Origin of the sequence: Clostridium sp., from assembly GCF_036660475.1 — a bacterium.
Classification (GTDB): domain Bacteria; phylum Bacillota; class Clostridia; order Clostridiales; family Clostridiaceae; genus Clostridium_J.
Window position 1 is genome coordinate 395,277 of sequence record NZ_JAVXAO010000002.1, and the last position, 18,791, is coordinate 414,067.

Here is an 18,791-nt window from a genome sequence, read left to right on the forward strand (position 1 = left end):
GTGATTCAAAATTCAAAATGTAAGATTTAAGATTTAAGATTTAGAGTTAAGGACTAAATCCTTAATAGATTTTTGAAGAAATAAAACCTTTAGCATAATTTTTTAAATCATATTCGTTATTTAATTCTGGTTTGTAAATTACTTCATCTAACAACATATCTAATATTTTCCCAATTAAAGCGCCTTCTCTAATTCCTAATTCAATTAAATCCTTGCCATTTACCTTTAGGGCCTTTTTGCTGTAACACTCACTGTTTACAGCTATTTCATTTAAAATCAACTCAACATTTTCATATTTATTGATTCTCTGAATACACTTATTTTCAATATAAGCCATGTTTTCTGCAGCCTTTATAGCGAGTAATTGCCTAAATAAATTTTCTCCAATATCTTTCAGGAAAATTTTAATACCGTACTTTTCCGATGGAATATCTACATCATAATAATCCATTAATATTTTTACCTCTTTGATTGTTTTGGTATCGTATCTTAAGGTTTTCAGTACATATTCACCTATATCTGCCTTACTTACCTTTTCACCACCAATATCTTTTTCATTAGATATTATTTCCATGGACGATTCTATACCTGTACTTCCTGTAATCAAATAATTTAAAAGCACACTTAATCTAACGGCTAAAATTTTAGGACAGTTTTTTATAATTTCACCGTAGGTATCTTTAGCCTTTTCATCCATACCCTCTGTTGAAATATCTGTTTTAAGTTCTGGTATTATTAATGAAAATAAATTAAGCTCTAGAATGATCCTAATTGCCTCATTTGGAATATCCGCTAAAATTAGTTTATTTAACTCTGTAGCTATTCTTTCTACAGCTATATTTTTTATTAACCCCTTCGTATTTTCTATGGCTAGCCAAGTTTCTTTCTCTAATCTATAATTAAGTTGAGCCATAAATCTTAATGCCCTCATTATTCTTAGTGCATCCTCTTGAAATCGCTTCTCTGGCGCCCCAACACATCTTATAATTTTATTATTAATATCTTCTCTTCCATAGAAATAGTCTATTATACCCTCACCACTGTTATATGCCATTGCATTAATAGTAAAATCTCTTCTAGATAAATCATATTTTACCTCATCGGTAAATGTTACTTTATCTGGCCTTCTATTATCACTATACTCACCATCAATTCTAAAAGTTGTAACCTCAATTAATTCTTTATCTATAATTACAGTTACCGTCCCATGCTGTATTCCAGTATCTATAGTCTTAAAGTCCTTAAATAGATTCTTAATCTCCTTGGGTGTTGCTGAAGTGCATACATCCCAATCATTAGGCTGTTTACCTAAAATACTATCTCTTACACAACCTCCAACCATATATCCCTTATAACCATTACATGTTAATATACTAATACATCGCTCCACACTTTTCGGAATTCTCATATCCATATTTTACTCCCCACCATTCTCCATTTTAATCTCCTATTAATATCAATGTTATACCTTTTATTTAAAAGAATCTTAATTTAATTTAACACATTTAATATTACCAAAAATAGCCTAAACAAAGTTAATAATTGTTACTTTTTCGTAATGATTATTAAAAGTTTTTATACTATAATAAAATTATATAAAATTTTTCCTATAAAAGGAGGTCAAAATGTTAAATTCCTTACCAACAAAACAAAAATCCAAATTTAAGCTACCCAGTATTTTAATCGTATCACCTATGCTATGTATATTGTTAATCGGCATTGCTACCTTTGCAAATGACAAAGAAAAGCAATATACGCTTGAAATTAATTCAATAAATACTGAACTCGAAACCCTTAAACTTCAAGAGTCGAAATTAAAATCTAAAAACGATTTCTTAATAAAATCAAAAATGGATCTTGAGAAATTATTTAATGATTTAAAATAAATATACTACCTTGTCTTACACTACTGAATATACTAGAAGGAGATAGTAAAATATGAATTATAACTTAAACACAAAACCTACTAGACGCCATAGAAGATCACATAAATCTATCTATATAAATATATTTTCAATTTTTATTGTTATCCTTTGCTTAACCATATCATTGTTTTCAACCTTTAAGATGATCTCCGCTCACCGTAGACAAGTATCTCTACTTAGTAATTTAGAAACCCTAAAAGAATCTAATAATTTACTTAACAATAAAAACATCGAACTTGAAGAATCAATAAAGGTTGACCAAGCAAATTATGATAAAGCTACATCTAACTTAAGAGTTGCCCATCTAACCTTTGATGATGGTCCATCTGATAACACTATTAAACTCCTTGATGTTCTTGATGAGTTTCAAGTAAAGGCAACCTTCTTTGTAACTTATAAAGAAGGCTATGAAGATGTTTATAGACAGATTGTTAATCGTGGACATGTCCTTGCTAACCATACTGCTAGTCATCAATATAAGACTATTTATGCTAGTGCTAATGCCTTTATAAATGATGTTGAATTGTTAGATAGGAATCTAGAGAAAATCACAGGACAAGCCCCATCTAAAATTCTGAGATTCCCTGGTGGTTCTAATACAGATCATATACGTCATAATAAAAATATTATGCCAGACATAATAAAAATTTTAACTGAACGCGGTTATACATATTTTGATTGGAATGTAGATTCAGCAGATGCCCTAAAAAGGACTCAAGATAAAAAAGTCATAGTCGATAATGTTCTTACTGGAAGTGCACCTATGAATACTGCTAATATATTAATGCACGATACAAATTTAAAATATACTACTATTGAAGCTATACCTGAAATAATTACTGGCTTGAAAGCCCAAGGTTTTATATTCAAACCACTAAATCATAATTCTGCCGCATTAAGATTTTTCCAATAATATTCTCTAATTATTTTATTTCATATTGTTTAAGGTATCTGAAAATAGACGAACATACTGACCTGTTTATTTTCTGAAAATGCTTAAGGGAAGTTAATATCATCTTATATTAACTTCCCTTAAATAATTTATATATTAGGATTCTAAATCTATGAGTATATTATTGCCTTTATAAATCTTTTTTATAATATACACCGCTAAAATTCCACTTATGATTCCAACAACAACTCCACCTAATATATCTGAAAAATAATGTACATATAAATATATCCTAGAAAACCCGATTAAAACAGCTAAGCTAATAAAATATGGTTTATACCTTTTAATATATGTGCAAAGCACATAGGTAACTGCTACTGATGAACCTGTATGCCCAGATGGAAAAGATGAACTTGTGGGTAGCTTTATTAGCGGATTATCTATTGGATATGCAACTATAGGTCTAACCCTTTCAAATATATGTTTTATTATTCCTTCTGTTAAAATTGCACATGTTATTAAAGATAAAAGACACGCGAACCCCACTCTTCTATATTTCTTCATACACATTAGTATAATACTTATTACTATCCATACTATTCCTACATCGCCAAGCTTTGTTATATATGGCATTATTGCATCAAAAAAATCATTTTGAAGTCCATAGTGTATAAAGTCCGTTATGCCCTTATCTATACTATATAACCACTGATTCATTTCTTTCTCTCCTTTTGTATCTTAGTCATCTTTTAAAAATAAATAAGCCAGTATGTTTGGTTTTTTTGTGTTATACTGTGTCAGCAGAACCCTTAAATTACGCTACCATCTGCGAAACCTACTCCCTTTTGTAACTCAAAATATTCTTCATAGCTTTGACTTGTTATTTATTTTAAGATGCTTTATATTAATATGTCTTTAACTCCTATAATAGAGTCTATATATGAATTCCCATTTGATGTATAAATCCCCTTAAGATTACTAATAGTTACGCCTTTGATATTTAAATATATTTTATCACTACTAAGATTGTCTCCATCACCATACTTTTGGTCTCTTTCCATAAAGTTTTCCTTAATATTATTATCCACATATACTCCTATTGTATCATGAATTATAAATAATCCCTCTTTACATTTTCCTATAAACATACATACATGTCCATCTAAAAATATTAATGCACCCGGTTTTAAATTTTCAAGGATTTTTATTTTTTCATCATAACTTACTTCTTCATCAAAAATTACAGACTTTCCAACTGAATGTCTTAGTTGATCCCCACTATTTCTAGGTAAGTTTATTCCAAAACACCTAAATGTATCTATTATAAGAGAGGAACAATCCCTACTTTGAAATTCCCCCCCCCATCCGTAACGTTCACCTTGAAATTTAAAAATTTGTTTTAATATATTTCCTCTTGTACACTTTAAATACCCTTCGTGAACTTGCTCATTAAATGGTACTAGAAGATTTATAAACTTCAATTTCCCTTCACAATCCCTTTGTGGATATTTTACTACATAGTTCCCCTCACTATACATATCATGAACTAACCTCTCCCTATCCCACTGCTTTTCAATAGGTAATTTTACCCCCATATCAATATAGAGTTCTTGCAAATCCTTTATCCATGGGTTATATCCAAAGTTAATTTTCTTCCCTATAACTACAATAAAATCTTCACAATTACAATAATTCATTATTTCATCTTTGCTACCTATTGCAATATTTTCTCTATTTATCCAACCACAATAGTTGTATATCTTACAAAAATACCAATTTCCATCCTTGCTTGTAGCATATATAATACACGGTTCCGCAGGATACACTGCAGTTTCCATAAATCTATCTAAATCATAATCTTTATGATTTTTAAATACTCTATCACTACTGGGAAAGGTTCTTAACTCACCTCTTTTAACTAAAATGCCATAACCTAAACTAATCTCCTCTTCTAACCCCTCTAAATTTAAATTAGCAGACAATTTATCATAATACTCTTTTGTAATGAGATTTCCCTCTTTATATCTATCAACTTTGGGGATTATACTAATTTTATTTATTATATCAATAATTTCATTTCTATTCATCTTATCTTTTACATTAAAGATATCATTTGTATATAATTTTTTTAAATTTTCTTTATTATATTCTTTTATTTTGTGATTATCTAGAATCACCTCTCTACTTTTTTTACACAACTTAATCCATAGGTCACTATAATACATCTCATTCTCTACATTAAAATTTCCCCTATTCATTTATAGCCCCTCCTATTATCATTCTCACTAATATTACTTATAATAATATACCATATTTAAACAATTTAAAAATATTATCATTATAATAATACGCACTAACTACTAAATTTATTATTCATTTAAATTTTCAATCTATGACATTATCAAAAATCCATCAGCTACTTATAGATTTAAATTTTTAACATATTGACATAGATTTTATATATGTTAAAATAGTATTAATAATTTTGTATCACAAATTAAAATTTATGATATAATGATATAATAATATAATAAATATAGTAATCACAATGAAGAGGACAGTAAATATGGACTATTATTTACAGAGAGAAAGCATATTAGCTGAAATTGCTTTTAAATAAAACCTATTGAATACCACCTCTGAGCGACTCTAATAAAGTCCGTTAACTACGTTATAGTTTTTTAAAGTGGTCCTTATATCACTTTATTCAAAAATTTACTTTTGTATATTCCTATGATTTTAAAGTAGATGTTTTTGATAAACTTAAGGACAATTTGGGTGGAACCACGGGTGTATAACTCGTCCCTTTTCTTCATGAAAAGGGGCGAGTTTTTTTATATTAAAATAAATATTCTGTGTTAATTTATTATTACAATCAATGGAATACCGTAATAATAATAAAAATATAACAGCAAATTTTAGCGTAGCTATTATGATGTATTTAACATTTTAGCTACAATATTAAATATAGGAGGAGATTTTCAAATGATTAAAATAACATTAAAAGATGGATCAGTTAAAGAATTAGAAAATGAAATGAGTATTCTTGAAATTGCAAAGAGTATTTCTGAGGGGCTTGCTAGAGTAGCTACCGCTGGAACTGTAAATGGAAAGACTGTAGATCTTCGTTATATTGTTAAAGAGGATTGTGAACTAAGCATATTAACATTTAGTGATGACGAAGGTAGAAAAGCCTTCAGACACACTTCTGCTCATATATTAGCTCAAGCAGTTAGAAGGTTATTCCCTGCTGCGAAGCTTGCTATCGGACCATCAATTTCTAATGGTTTCTACTACGACTTTGACCTTGATGGTGGATTCACAAACGATGACCTAGTAAAAATTGAAGCTGAAATGAAAAAAATAGTTAAAGAAGACCTTGCTATTGAATGCTTTAAGCTTCCAAGAGAAGAAGCTATAGCATTTATGAAAGAGCAAGATGAACCTTACAAGGTAGAGCTTATCGAAGACCTACCAGAAGGTGAAATAATAACTTTCTACAAACAAGGTGAATTCACTGACCTTTGTGCCGGACCTCACCTTATGTCTACAAAGCCAGTAAAAGCTTTCAAATTAACAAAGCTTGCTGGTGCTTACTGGAGAGGAAGCGAAAAAAATAAAATGCTTGCTCGTATTTACGGAACTGCCTTCACTAAGAAGGCTGAAATGGATGAATATCTAGAAGCCGTAGAAGAGGCTATGAAACGTGACCACAACAAACTTGGAAGAGAGCTTAAACTATTTACTACTGCTGAAGCAATAGGCCAAGGACTTCCACTTCTAATGCCTAAGGGGGCTAGAGTAGTTCAACTTCTTCAGAGATGGGTTGAGGATGAAGAGGAAAAAAGAGGCTATTTATTAACTAAAACTCCTTTAATGGCTAAAAGCGACTTATATAAAGTATCTGGACATTGGGATCATTACAAGGATGGTATGTTTGTACTTGGCGATGAAGAAAAAGATAGTGAAGTATTTGCTCTAAGACCAATGACTTGCCCATTCCAATTTATGGTTTATAAAGCTGAGTCAAAAAGCTATAGAGACCTTCCTCTAAGATATGCTGAAACTTCTACTTTATTTAGAAATGAATCTTCTGGAGAGATGCATGGACTAATTCGTGTAAGACAGTTTACAATTTCTGAAGGTCATCTAGCTTGTAGACCAGACCAACTTGAATCTGAATTTAAAGGCGTAGTTGATTTAATTAATTATATGCTTGAAACTCTTGGACTTAAAGAAGATATCAGCTATAGATTATCTCTATGGGATGAAAATAATAAAGAAAAATATATTGGGGAACCAGAAGCTTGGAATGATACTCAAGATAAGATGAGAGATATTCTAAATCACCTTGGCATTAACTATACTGAAGCTGCTGGAGAAGCTGCTTTCTATGGACCTAAGCTTGATCTTCAAATTAAAAATGTTCACGGTAAAGAGGATACAATTATAACTGCTCAAATAGACTTCTCTCTTGCCGAAAGATTTGGAATGACTTACGTTGATAAAGACGGTCAAGAAAAACATCCATATGTTATCCATAGAACTTCTATCGGATGCTATGAAAGAACTCTTGCTCTTCTTATAGAAAAATATGCTGGGGCATTCCCACTATGGCTTGCACCAGTTCAAGTTAAACTTCTTCCAATCTCTGAAAAATATCACGATTACGCTGATGAAGTTTATGCAAAGCTTAAAGAAAACAATATCAGAGTTGACGTTGACTATAGAGCTGAAAAAATTGGTTACAAAATCAGAGAAGCTCGTAATGAAAGAGCTCCATACATCATAGTTGTAGGAGAAAAAGAAGCTGAAAATAAAGAAGTGGCTGTAAGAAGTCGTAAAAATGGTGATGAAGGTTCAATAGCTTTAGATATCTTTGTGGAAAGAATCCTTAAAGAAATCGAAACTAAAGAAAGATAATACTACCAACTTCAACTTTAATATATAAATTAAGGACTGAGAAAATTTCTCAGTCCTTTTTAGATCTTACTCTTAAATATATGCATGTATAATCTAATTCCTCTTATTCATTTCATTCTTTAAAAATCTATTAAGAATTTTATCCTTAATTTTAAATTCTCAATTAAAACCTAAATTCTATTTATAATAAGATAATGCCTTCTTACCCATATGTGTCCATACTGATTGAAATGTCTTTTTATCAACCGATGCATTTTTCACTCCTGTTAATGGATCATTGTAATACAAATTTTTATCATCTATACCTGTAAGAAGTACCGCATGCTGTGAAAAATACGAATTAACTGTTTCTGTACCGCTTACCCAGGTATGTGATATTTTTGGCTCCTTAAAATTTGATGTTATCCAAACAACTATAGGCCGTCCACTTAATAATGTACTTTCAATATTGCTATAATCAGTTCCAGTTAAATCCAAGGCTTTCCCAGGTAGATAATGAGTTATTACCGTTGCTAACGCTACTGGGTCTATTGAATATCCTGGAGTCTCCCCAGTAATGTCACCTACAAATCCCCTTTTAGGATTCCCCCACTCTATTATATTTCCAGCAGAATCATATTTAATAGGTGTTTCATCTTTTTTTAACAAACTAATAACTGAATGCTTGTCCGTTTCTATTCCTGCATAATTTAACATCATAGTTAATGATGTTGCCTCACATCCATTTTTATATTCGGGCAGTTGGCTTATTATTGGTATATCAAGAATCAAAGTTTTAGAAGATTTCTTCTCTTTCTCTAATTGTGCCTTCATTCTTTCCAGTTCTTCTAGTTTTAATTTCTTTTCCTCTTCCTTCTTCGCAGCTTTTTCTTCCGCAGCTATTCTTTCCGCTTCTTTTTTTGCTGCATCTTCAGCTTCCTTTACCCGCTTTGCTTCTTCCTTTTTTAATTTTTTCTCTTCTTCGGAACTTATATAACTTATATCTCCCTTGCTTGCTAAAAAACTCATATGATCTTGAAGAGCACTTACTTTTTCACGCTCATTTAAATATACTTTAAATGACACTACTACTATACATACATAAAATGCTATCATAAGTAATCTAAAAAAATTCTTCATAGTACTCCCCCTTACTATCTATATCTTTCTAATATTATCGTCAACTTCTGCTTGTACTTTAGGAGGTTTTGTTGCAATATATACAGACCCAATAATAATAATGGATCCTATTATTTGCATAACATCTAAGGTTTCTCCTAAAATTAAGAAACTAAATATAAATGTTACTACGGGACATAAGTTTAAGAATAAAGTTGCTATTCCTACCCCAAGTTCATTGAATGCAAAATTATATCCGAAGTTTCCAAATGAAGAACATATTAAGGCCAAAAATAACATATTTACAATTACACTACCATTAATCATGCTCATGTTTATTGTTTCAAATGGTAATAATGGTATAAATGCTATTGTCCCAAATATTGCTTGATATGTTGTTATTGTAAGGTTAGAATATTTTTTGAATAATGGTTTTGTAAGAACTAAATATCCACACCAAGCAATAATACTCCCAAACATGTATAAATATCCAGCTACAGAACCCTCTATTACATCCCTCCCTATAACTAGATAAATTCCAAACATTGATACCATTATACTTAAAATGCTTGTCCTTGAAATTTTTGTTTTATAGAAAATTTTATCTGCAATAAGTGCTGCAATTGGCATTGATGCCACTATTATAGATGCTGAATTCGCTGAAACTCTGAGTATCCCATTATTTTCACAAAAAAAATAAAATGTAATAGCAAAGATTCCACTTATAGCAAGTCTTCCATAATCCTCTTTCTTCACTTTTTCCTTTTTCGTAAATTGTCTAGCAATAAGTAATGCTATCGTCGCAATTAAAAATCTTACAAAAGCCATTGATACTGGCGAAAATGCTACTAACACAACTTTAATACTTACAAATGATATTCCCCAAGATATTATTACACCTATTAAAACAATATAGGCTATCGCTTTTATCTTACTCATTCCTTATCCTCCATATTCCCCTTGTTATATTCATTATTTCTAGTTAATTAGCTTTATTCTTATATAATAAAATAAAGTTAAACTTAATATCATAGACACTCAAATTATCACATAAAATTCCCAATAAATCAAATATACCCAAGAAAGTTTTATCTTGGGCACATTATAATTTTATTATCTTGAAGAATATTTTTTTTCAAAATAATGAACTATTTCATACATTATATATGCGATTACCGCTAGAATAACAACACTCATCATTACCATATCTAACTGCGCCACTTGTCCTCCATACACTATTAAGAATCCAAGTCCAGCTTTTGCAACTAAGAATTCGCCCATTATAACTCCAACCCAAGAAAGTCCAACACTTATTTTAAGGGCTGATATAAATGTAGGTTTAGTAGCTGGAATAATTAAGTGAATTAAAATCTTAACCTTCGAAGCCCCAAAGGTTTTTAACAATTTAATTTTATCCTCTTCAACTTCTTTAAATCCCGAAAGTACACTTATCACTGTAGATACTACTGAAATTAACAAGGCCATTATAATTATAGCCTCCATACCATTTCCTGCCCAAAAAATTATCATAGGTCCTAAGGCTACCTTTGGAAGTGCATTTAGTACTACAATATATGGATCCAAAACCTTACATACAAAATCAGACCACCAAAGAATTATTGCAATTAATGTTCCAAGCGCTGTTCCTAATGTAAAACCTATTATAGTTTCAAAACAAGTTATGCTTACATGCTTAATTAATGATCCCTCATTATAGAGTTTTATAAAGCTCTTTATCATACGTGATGGAGTACTCGTTAAAAATGGATCTATAATTTTCAGATTGCCTAACACTTCCCATAAAATAAAAAATGCTACTAATATAACCATTCTAGTTATAACTATATTTCTTCTATTTCTTTTAACCCGTTTCAAATATTCTTTATGCTCTTTACTTTCCATGATCATTATAATCCATCTCCTTCCATATATCGTTGAAATATAATCTAAACTTGCTATTCTCACGACATTTTAAAGGAGTTAGATTTTCTCCATCAAAATCTATATCAACTATTTTCTTTATTACTGCTGGTCTCTTAGACAAAACTACTATTTTTGATGACATTGATACTGCTTCCGATATATCATGGGTCACCATTATAGCAGTCTTCCCCTCTCTTTTTATAATTTCATATATTTCATCACTTACATTAAGTCTAGTTTGATAATCTAGAGCTGAAAAAGGTTCATCTAGGAGTAATACCTCTGGGTCAAGTGCTAAAGTTCTGATCAATGCTACCCTCTGCCTCATTCCACCTGATAGCTGTGTTGGATAATGATTTTTAAATTCCCATAAATTATAGTTCCTTAATAAGGTTTCCAATTTATTTTTTGTAGACTCATTGAGCATTTTTTTAATCTTAAGTCCTATACTAACATTTTCAAATACCGTTAACCATTCAAATAGTTCATCCTTCTGAAACATATATCCAAGTTTATTTGAGTACCCACTTTGAATTTCTCCATCAATTAATATTTCCCCTGCTGATGGTTTTATAAGACCAGATATTATGTTTAGAAGTGTAGATTTACCACATCCCGAAGGCCCAACAATACTAACAAACTCTCCACCTTCTACTGAAAAATTTATATCTCTCAAAGCAAGGGTTTCTGCAGTTAGTGTATGATAATTCATATAAATATTTTTAACCTCTACTCTATTCATAGCTCTCTCTCCATACGGTTCTTATTTATTTTTTCTGTTTAGTTTTTAATTATAATTCTAAGGTTATTGATGTTATATTTATTTGATATATTCGTTCTAATAAATTTTATTTAATATCTATCCATTGTCCCCCCTCTTTAAGTTGAGGATATAAAAGTCACCTGATATATTTCAGCTTTTAAAAATAGTCTTGGATTTTATCATTCATTTTAAATTCTAAATTGTACCTTTTTAATTAATATTTATATATTAATATATGAATAAATTAGGAATGTGATAATAATTTTTGCCATTTAATAAAATAAGCCCACATCTAAATTAATAGATGTAGACTCAAAATATAGATTATTTCTAAAATGTTATTTACCTACTACCTTCTCACTAATTGAGTTATTAACTATATCCTTAAATGGTGGTCTTGAAGTTAAAAGTTTAGCATCATAAGAATCTATAATATCCATTAATCTATTCATATCTTCTTCATTTACTACAGGTGTTTTTGCATAGGCCTCTATCTTTTTATAATTACCTACAACTGTTGCAATCAAAGCTTCATCTGTTGCTGGAAAGAAAGATTTTATAGAAGCAGCAACTTTAGCATCTTCATTAGACATTACCCATTCTTGTCCTTTTTGTATTGCTGTTACAAACTTTACAAGTAATCCTTCATTAGCTTCCACATATGATTTAGGTGCATAGAAGCATGTATAAGGAAGATTGCCTGCACTTTCTCCAATTGAAGCTGCCACTGAACCATTTATTTCTCCTGCTATTATACTAGCAGTTGGTTCAAATATAGCTGCATAGTCTCCAGTACCACCCTTAAATGCTCCAGGTACTGCATCAAAAGCTATATTAGTAATTAAATTTAAATCCTTATCTTTATCTATTTTCTGGTTTTTCAATACATATTCTAGCGCCATTTCAGGTACTCCACCAGGTCTTCCGCCTATCACTGTTTTATCTTTAATATCTTGCCATGAAAAATTACTATGTTTTTCTCTTGATACTAAGAATGATCCATCTCTTTGAGTTAATTGAGCAAATACCACTGGATAATCGTCTCTCTTCTGATTGTAAATATACATCACCTGCTCAGGTCCTGAGAATCCAATATCTACGCTACCACTAATAAGTTGTTGCATAGTTTTATCTGCTCCCTGACCTGTGCTTAATTCAATTTCTATTCCTTGTTCTTCAAAAAAACCTTCATTAATAGCTGCATACATAGGTGCATAGAAAATTGATCTTGTTACTTCATTAAGTTTTATAGTAACCTTCTTATCAGTATTATTTTCAACCTCTTTTACTGGTTTTACCTTGCTACACCCCGCAAACATCCCCACAAAAATAAATGTACATATTAAAGTACCTATTAGCTTTAAAGTTTTTCTTTTCATAGAATTTCCTCCTATAACCTTTAGTTATACTTTATATTATGTAAAAATACTTTTTTTGTTAACTGTTTTTATTATTAATACGTCAATCTACTTATGGCATTTTATTTTTTTAATTTAGTGACTTTGTCACATCCTATAAGTAAAATATAAACTATAATAAATCTATAGTAATTAGTTATAAAGATTTAGCACACATTATATATTAGTAAACATATTATAGAATTTTAAATTATAAATATAAAAAATAAGGAGAGATTATTATGGGATTTTTAGAAAGTTTATTCCGTTCAAATGAAGGTTCAACTATTAATAAAATAAGTCCTCAAGAAGCTAAAGAAAATTTAGATAAAAATAAGAATATAATTATTTTAGATGTAAGGGAAAGCTATGAATATGCATCTGGACATATTCCAAATGCTAAAAATATATCTGTAAGCTCAATAGATGAATCTATTGTTAATAGATTTAAAGATAAAGATGCTACAATATATGTTTATTGTCAAAGTGGATCTAGAAGTTCACGTGCTTGCAAGATTTTGGCTAGCCTTGGGTATACACAGATATATAATTTAGGTGGGATTTCTTCTTGGCCTTATAAAATAATTAAATAATTAAAATAGGTGCAAATACATGTTGTATATTTGCACCTATTTTAATTGTATTTTTCACCCTTTAAATCCATACACTATTACTAGATGTTAATACTTTTATTGGGAATTAATTTATTTTATCCCAAATTAGTGTTATAATTTTATTAAACTTTATTAAGGAGATGATATTTATGAAGCTAAATTGGAGTCTTAATGAACTTTATGCTTCCTTCCAATGTGACGAATTCAAAGCTGACATTAAATTATTAGACAAATTTATAGAAACTATTATAAATAATATTAATAATACTGTGCTCAGTACTGATGATCCAAAAGAACTGCTAGAAAATTATGTATCAATTAATAAAGATTTTTATAATCTTTATGAAAAAATAGGTAGTATGATTGGTTTAACGCTAAGTGTAGATACAAAAAATTCTACTGCGCTAAAATATGATGATATTTTATCTACTAAAATTAGTGCCCTAGCAGAAAGCGAAGCTAAAATAACAAAATGGATTGGAAATCTTAATGATTTAGATTCAATAATAGCTAAGTCTGATTTACTTACAGAACATAGATTTTTTATTAAAGAAAAAGCTACTAATGCAAAATATATGTTAAGTGATAAAGAAGAAGCAGTAATTGCTAAAATGAAAAATACTGGTTCAAATGCTTGGTGTAAGCTTAAAGACGTATTAACTTCTGGACTTATGATTGACATAGAAATTGATGGTGAAAAGAAACAACTTCCACTATCTATGGTTAGAAATATGGCCTATGAATCTGATGCTGACACTAGAAAGAAGGCTTACGAAGCAGAAATTAAGGGTTATAAAAAAATTGATGACGGAATTGCCGCTGCCCTTAATGGTATAAAAGGAGAAGTTATCACAGTTTCTACTTTGAGAGGATTTTCTTCTCCACTAGACGAAACACTTTTCCACTCAAGAATGGATAAAGAAACCCTAGATGCTATGCTAGACGCTATGAAAGAATCAATGCCTGTATTTAGAAAGTATCTTAGAAAAAAAGGTGAACTTTTAGGACATAAAAATGGTCTTCCATTCTATGATATGTTTGCTCCTATGGGAAATGTTGATATGACTTATTCCTATGAAGATGGCTGTAAATGTGTATTAGATAATTTTAGCACTTTTAGCGATGATTTAACTAACTTCGCCAAAACTGCTATGGAGAATGCGTGGATAGATGTTCTTCCTAAAGAAGGAAAAGTAGGTGGAGCCTTCTGTGCTGGACTTCATCATATTGGGCAAAGCAGAGTTCTTTTAAACTATGGAAACACCTTTAGCGATGTAGTGACTTTAGCTCATGAACTTGGTCATGGATACCACGGACACTGTTTAAATGATGAAAGTATATTAAATGCTGATTATCCTATGCCAATTGCAGAGACCGCTTCTACTTTCTGTGAAACTATAATTAAAAAAGCTGCTGTAAAAACGGCTACTAAGGAACAAGCTTTTGCAATATTAGAAAGTGAAATTTGCGATAGCACACAAGTTATAGTTGATATCTATAGCAGATATTTATTTGAAAGTGAGCTATTTAAAAGAAGAGATGAAAGTGCTCTTAGTGTAGATGAATTAAATGAAATTATGGAAAATGCACAAAAAGAAGCTTATGGTGATGGTCTTGACCCTGAATATCTTCACCCTTATATGTGGGCATGCAAAACTCACTACTACTATGCTGATGCTAACTTCTATAACTTCCCTTATGCCTTTGGTTTATTATTTGCTAAAGGACTTTATGCTGAGTATTTAAAACGTGGAAGTAGCTTCACTGAAGACTATAAAAATCTACTTTCTATAACCGGTAAAAATACTTTAAGTGATGTAGCTAAGATAATGAATATTGATATTACATCTATAGATTTTTGGAGAAGCTCTCTTAAAATGATTGAAGAGGATATTGAAATTTTCTTGAATTTATAATATTTTCTCTTTCCATATGTTAACCATATATAGAATTTAAATTATATATGGTTAAATATATAATACAATAAAAATACTCTCATGAATTTTATCATTCATGAGAGTATTTTTATTTGCCTATGTTTTAAGTTAGTAATATATTCTATTCTAACTCTATACCTGCCGCTTCTCTTAACTTGTCTACCTTTTTATCGTCTTTATTCTTTTGAAGCATCATATACACATATATAGGTATACCAAGAAGCATTAATATAAATCCATACATTACTACATCAGACCCTGTTCCATAAATTGCATAGATTGAATATGCAAAAGCAAGGATTGAGAAGAATGAACTCTTTAAAAAGTTTATAAAATTAAAATCCTTAGTTCCCTTACAAAGCAACACTATTTCAGCAGCTGCTGAGAATGTATATGCTGGTAGGAACGATAGAGTTGCAAGTAATATCATAAAATCAAATGCGCTCTGAAGACTACCTACATAGTTCATTATTAAAAGTAAGTTCATACATATACTGCCTATAACAATAGATGCTACTGGCGTATTGAATCTTGGACTTATACGTTTGAAAATTGGTGGAAACAATCCATCTTCAGCCGCTCCAACAGCACTTCTAGCTGTAGTTAAAAGCCATCCACAAGTTGCTCCTAGTGTTGATACTAAAGCACCTGCTGCGATAAACATACCACCCCAAGTTCCCCCGGTTACCTTGTTTATAATATCTGCTAGTGGAGCATCTGAGCTTGCAAGCGTTGCTTGATCAATGGCTCCCATAGAAACCACACTCATTATTATGTATATAACTGATACTATTACTATTCCATATATAGTACTTTTTCTAATATTTTTCTCTGGATCTTTTATTTCTCCACCTGCTACTGTAGCACTCTCAAGTCCTACAAATGCCCATAGTGCTATAGCTATTGCCGCTGGCAATGTCCCCATTCCACTAACCTCTGGGCTTGAAATTGTTTTCATATAGCTTGGATCAAAGTTTAATCCAGCAATTACGATAAATACTACAAGTACAGCTACCTTTATTATTGTTGAAACAATTCCAATTTTACCAACATATTTTACTCCAAATATGTTAATAAGCGTAAATATCCAAACTACTGCTGATGATATTAAAAACGCAGCAAGAGGGTTATTTGCAGCTGGAACAAAGTATGTAAAATAACTCATAAATGCAGTAATTATAGCTGCATTACCTACCCATGCTCCTATCCAAAATGACCACGCAATCAAAAATCCTGCAAAATCTCCAAATGCAGCTCTTGTATAAACAATAGGCCCACCGGTTTTAGGCATTTTCGATCCTAAGTTTGCAAAACTTAATGCAATAAGCAAGGAACCAATTGAAGTTAAAATCCATGCTAATATAGCAACCTTTGGATTAGTTACCCTTGCAAAACTTGCAGGAGACATGAAAATTCCTGAACCAATTATGTTTCCAACTACTATAGCTGTAGCTGCTCCAAGTCCAAGCTCTCTTTTCAATTTCCCGTCTTCTTTTAAAAGATTATCTTTTTTACTCATTTTTCTCCTCCTATGTTATGGTTTGTCCAAATATAATTTTTAAAAATAACCTGTATATATTAATATGATATATTCCAATTACTTAGTTTAGTCTAATTTTTAACAAAAATCAACCAATTTCGACTATTTTGCTTTACTATTTATTTAAATATAAAATATATACTATTGCACTGTGTATTTAATCAAAAAAAATGTTGTAAACCCCAAAGTTTTTACAACATTTTCCCCTAATTATCTTTTCAGACAACTATAAACTACATTCAAATATCCATTATTGGGATATTGAATTTTCAACTTTTACTGTTTCGCATGTAAATATAAACATCAAAAATCTTACAAGAACATATACCACTATAATAATTGCAACAATTTCTTGAAATTTAACTACATATTTAATAATCGAAATACCCTTATCGATTTTAATTAAAAATGCATTTGTACCCTTCATTGCAATTGCGCTTATCACCATAGGAAATGTAAATGCCGCATAGCTTGGATAAAATTTCAACTTTAATCCTTTAACTAGAAATATTAACCCACAAATATATAATAGTATTACTAAAATAGATAGAAAACTTATCATATAAATATTTTTTTCTGAAAATGAATTAAGGTATGCTGCAAGGGTAAGAGCCGCTGGTGCCGCAAATATTACATTTGTAGGTAGTGCTGGTTCTGGTATTCCCTTTACCACAAAAGTTCTATACCCTAATAATGGAATCAAAACTATAAGCGATATAAATGCAAACCAGAAGAACCCTTGGCCTAAAACAATAAGCTTAAATGCTGGCGCTGTTATTCCAGCTATTCCAATTCCTACATACACTATAAAAGTACTTGGAAACATTTTTTTAATATCAAACCCAATAATAAAGTTCTTTGTGTAAAGTATTATAAGCACTAGATGAATTATTACTCCAACCCACCATAATACTAATCCAGATGTAAATGATATATCTTTTAAATATCCAGCCAAAAGCATAATTCCCATGGAATAAGTAGGCATAACCCCCGCAATTACCGGATTTTTCATCTCATTCTTAACATCTTTCCAGCAGGTAATAATCTTCACTGTAAGAAGAATTAGAACTAATGCCGACAGTACCCCACAAATATTCTTATATACTATTCCATAGGTAGATAATAAATTCCCCAAAGCCGCCAATGCTAACATAACTGCGGCTATTGGTAGTGGTATTTTTTTTATATAGTTCATAATATTCCCCCTACCAATTATTCATCAATATTTTTGATGTTTAATTCTCTTACTATGATTTCTGCAGCCTTTTCTGCCATTGCTCCAGTGAATTTTATACATTGAGCCTTATGTTCACCTGATGCCATGTCCATTCCCTTAGTTAAAACACTACAACATAAACATTTATTGTTTTGTCTAAATTCATCTTGAAGTTCATAAGCAAGTTCTAATGCTTTAACTGATTTTGGGTCTTTTGGATTGCTTCCTTTAGTTCTACCAAAGAAATATCCAAGACATAAAACTGCTCCTGTTACCGCTCCACAAGTACACTTTGACTTTCCAATTCCTACTGGAAATCCAGATGCCATTGCTATCATTTCATCAGGCATGTCCAATTCAAAGTTATTTTTTATTGATGATACGATTGCTTCAGAACAATAAAATTCGCCTTTTCTAAAATGTTCCTCTGCATCGTTTTTAATTTTATTTACACTAACTTCATTAACCATAATAATTTATACCACCTTTATATAATATTAAAATTTCTTTTTTATATTAACACTGTATATACTAACAGTCTAATTTTGATTTTGAATACATAA

General features: G+C 30.5%; 16 protein-coding genes and 1 other annotated feature. Of the genes, 5 read left to right on the top strand and 11 right to left on the bottom strand.

The window, feature by feature from the left end; translation table 11 throughout:
- Positions 1-61 precede the first annotated feature (61 nt).
- Entirely contained in the window at positions 62-1,414 is a 1,353-nt protein-coding gene (locus RSA29_RS04905) for a polynucleotide adenylyltransferase (RefSeq protein WP_346942764.1), read from the bottom strand.
- A gap of 211 nt (positions 1,415-1,625) precedes the next feature.
- Here RSA29_RS04905 and RSA29_RS04910 point away from each other — a divergent pair, with 211 nt between their 5' ends.
- Both RSA29_RS04910 and RSA29_RS04915 read left to right on the top strand, forming a co-directional pair.
- Entirely contained in the window at positions 1,626-1,886 is a 261-nt protein-coding gene (locus RSA29_RS04910) for a hypothetical protein (protein WP_346942763.1), read from the top strand.
- A 181-nt stretch (positions 1,887-2,067) separates the two neighbouring features.
- Entirely contained in the window at positions 2,068-2,838 is a 771-nt protein-coding gene (locus RSA29_RS04915; protein WP_346942762.1) for a polysaccharide deacetylase family protein, read from the top strand.
- Positions 2,839-2,973: 135 nt separating this feature from the next.
- Here the strand turns inward: RSA29_RS04915 and RSA29_RS04920 are convergent, their stop codons facing one another.
- Both RSA29_RS04920 and RSA29_RS04925 read right to left on the bottom strand, forming a co-directional pair.
- Positions 2,974-3,534 (bottom strand): phosphatase PAP2 family protein, encoded by a 561-nt coding sequence (locus tag RSA29_RS04920; RefSeq protein ID WP_346942761.1) that lies wholly within the window; start codon positions 3,532-3,534, stop codon positions 2,974-2,976.
- Positions 3,535-3,716: 182 nt separating this feature from the next.
- Positions 3,717-5,075 (bottom strand): SH3 domain-containing protein, encoded by a 1,359-nt coding sequence (locus RSA29_RS04925; protein WP_346942760.1) that lies wholly within the window; start codon positions 5,073-5,075, stop codon positions 3,717-3,719.
- Positions 5,076-5,356: 281 nt separating this feature from the next.
- Positions 5,357-5,627: a binding site (T-box leader), on the top strand.
- A gap of 175 nt (positions 5,628-5,802) precedes the next feature.
- On the opposite strand from RSA29_RS04925, the gene thrS reads away from it, so the two are divergent.
- Positions 5,803-7,740, top strand: a complete 1,938-nt coding sequence (thrS, locus tag RSA29_RS04930) for a threonine--tRNA ligase (RefSeq protein ID WP_346942759.1) — start codon at positions 5,803-5,805, stop codon at positions 7,738-7,740.
- A 177-nt stretch (positions 7,741-7,917) separates the two neighbouring features.
- Here the strand turns inward: thrS and RSA29_RS04935 are convergent, their stop codons facing one another.
- The 5 genes from RSA29_RS04935 to RSA29_RS04955 form a co-directional block, all read right to left on the bottom strand.
- Positions 7,918-8,859: a C39 family peptidase gene (locus RSA29_RS04935; protein ID WP_346942758.1), complete on the bottom strand. Its 942-nt coding sequence runs from the start codon at positions 8,857-8,859 to the stop codon at positions 7,918-7,920.
- An 18-nt stretch (positions 8,860-8,877) separates the two neighbouring features.
- Positions 8,878-9,777, bottom strand: a complete 900-nt coding sequence (locus tag RSA29_RS04940) for a DMT family transporter (RefSeq protein WP_346942757.1) — start codon at positions 9,775-9,777, stop codon at positions 8,878-8,880.
- A 174-nt stretch (positions 9,778-9,951) separates the two neighbouring features.
- Positions 9,952-10,746: an ABC transporter permease gene (locus tag RSA29_RS04945; protein WP_346942756.1), complete on the bottom strand. Its 795-nt coding sequence runs from the start codon at positions 10,744-10,746 to the stop codon at positions 9,952-9,954.
- Positions 10,730-11,503 carry an ABC transporter ATP-binding protein gene (locus RSA29_RS04950; RefSeq protein WP_346942755.1) on the bottom strand — a complete coding sequence of 258 codons (774 nt, stop codon included), beginning with the start codon at positions 11,501-11,503 and terminating at the stop codon, positions 10,730-10,732. The genes RSA29_RS04945 and RSA29_RS04950 overlap by 17 nt, the downstream gene beginning before the upstream one ends.
- A 359-nt stretch (positions 11,504-11,862) precedes the next feature.
- Entirely contained in the window at positions 11,863-12,903 is a 1,041-nt protein-coding gene (locus RSA29_RS04955) for an ABC transporter substrate-binding protein (protein WP_346942754.1), read from the bottom strand.
- 260 nt (positions 12,904-13,163) lie between these two features.
- On the opposite strand from RSA29_RS04955, the gene RSA29_RS04960 reads away from it, so the two are divergent.
- Both RSA29_RS04960 and RSA29_RS04965 read left to right on the top strand, forming a co-directional pair.
- The gene (locus RSA29_RS04960; RefSeq protein WP_346942753.1) at positions 13,164-13,514 is read left to right on the top strand and encodes a rhodanese-like domain-containing protein; all 351 of its coding nucleotides are present in this window, start codon (positions 13,164-13,166) and stop codon (positions 13,512-13,514) included.
- 170 nt (positions 13,515-13,684) lie between these two features.
- The gene (locus tag RSA29_RS04965; RefSeq protein ID WP_346942752.1) at positions 13,685-15,451 is read left to right on the top strand and encodes a M3 family oligoendopeptidase; all 1,767 of its coding nucleotides are present in this window, start codon (positions 13,685-13,687) and stop codon (positions 15,449-15,451) included.
- A 142-nt stretch (positions 15,452-15,593) separates the two neighbouring features.
- Here the strand turns inward: RSA29_RS04965 and RSA29_RS04970 are convergent, their stop codons facing one another.
- From RSA29_RS04970 to RSA29_RS04980, 3 genes are all read right to left on the bottom strand, one after another.
- Positions 15,594-16,991 (bottom strand): amino acid permease, encoded by a 1,398-nt coding sequence (locus RSA29_RS04970; protein WP_346942751.1) that lies wholly within the window; start codon positions 16,989-16,991, stop codon positions 15,594-15,596.
- A gap of 271 nt (positions 16,992-17,262) precedes the next feature.
- Positions 17,263-18,207: a TDT family transporter gene (locus RSA29_RS04975; protein WP_346942750.1), complete on the bottom strand. Its 945-nt coding sequence runs from the start codon at positions 18,205-18,207 to the stop codon at positions 17,263-17,265.
- 17 nt (positions 18,208-18,224) lie between these two features.
- Entirely contained in the window at positions 18,225-18,698 is a 474-nt protein-coding gene (locus tag RSA29_RS04980) for a C-GCAxxG-C-C family (seleno)protein (protein ID WP_346942749.1), read from the bottom strand.
- Positions 18,699-18,791 lie beyond the last annotated feature (93 nt).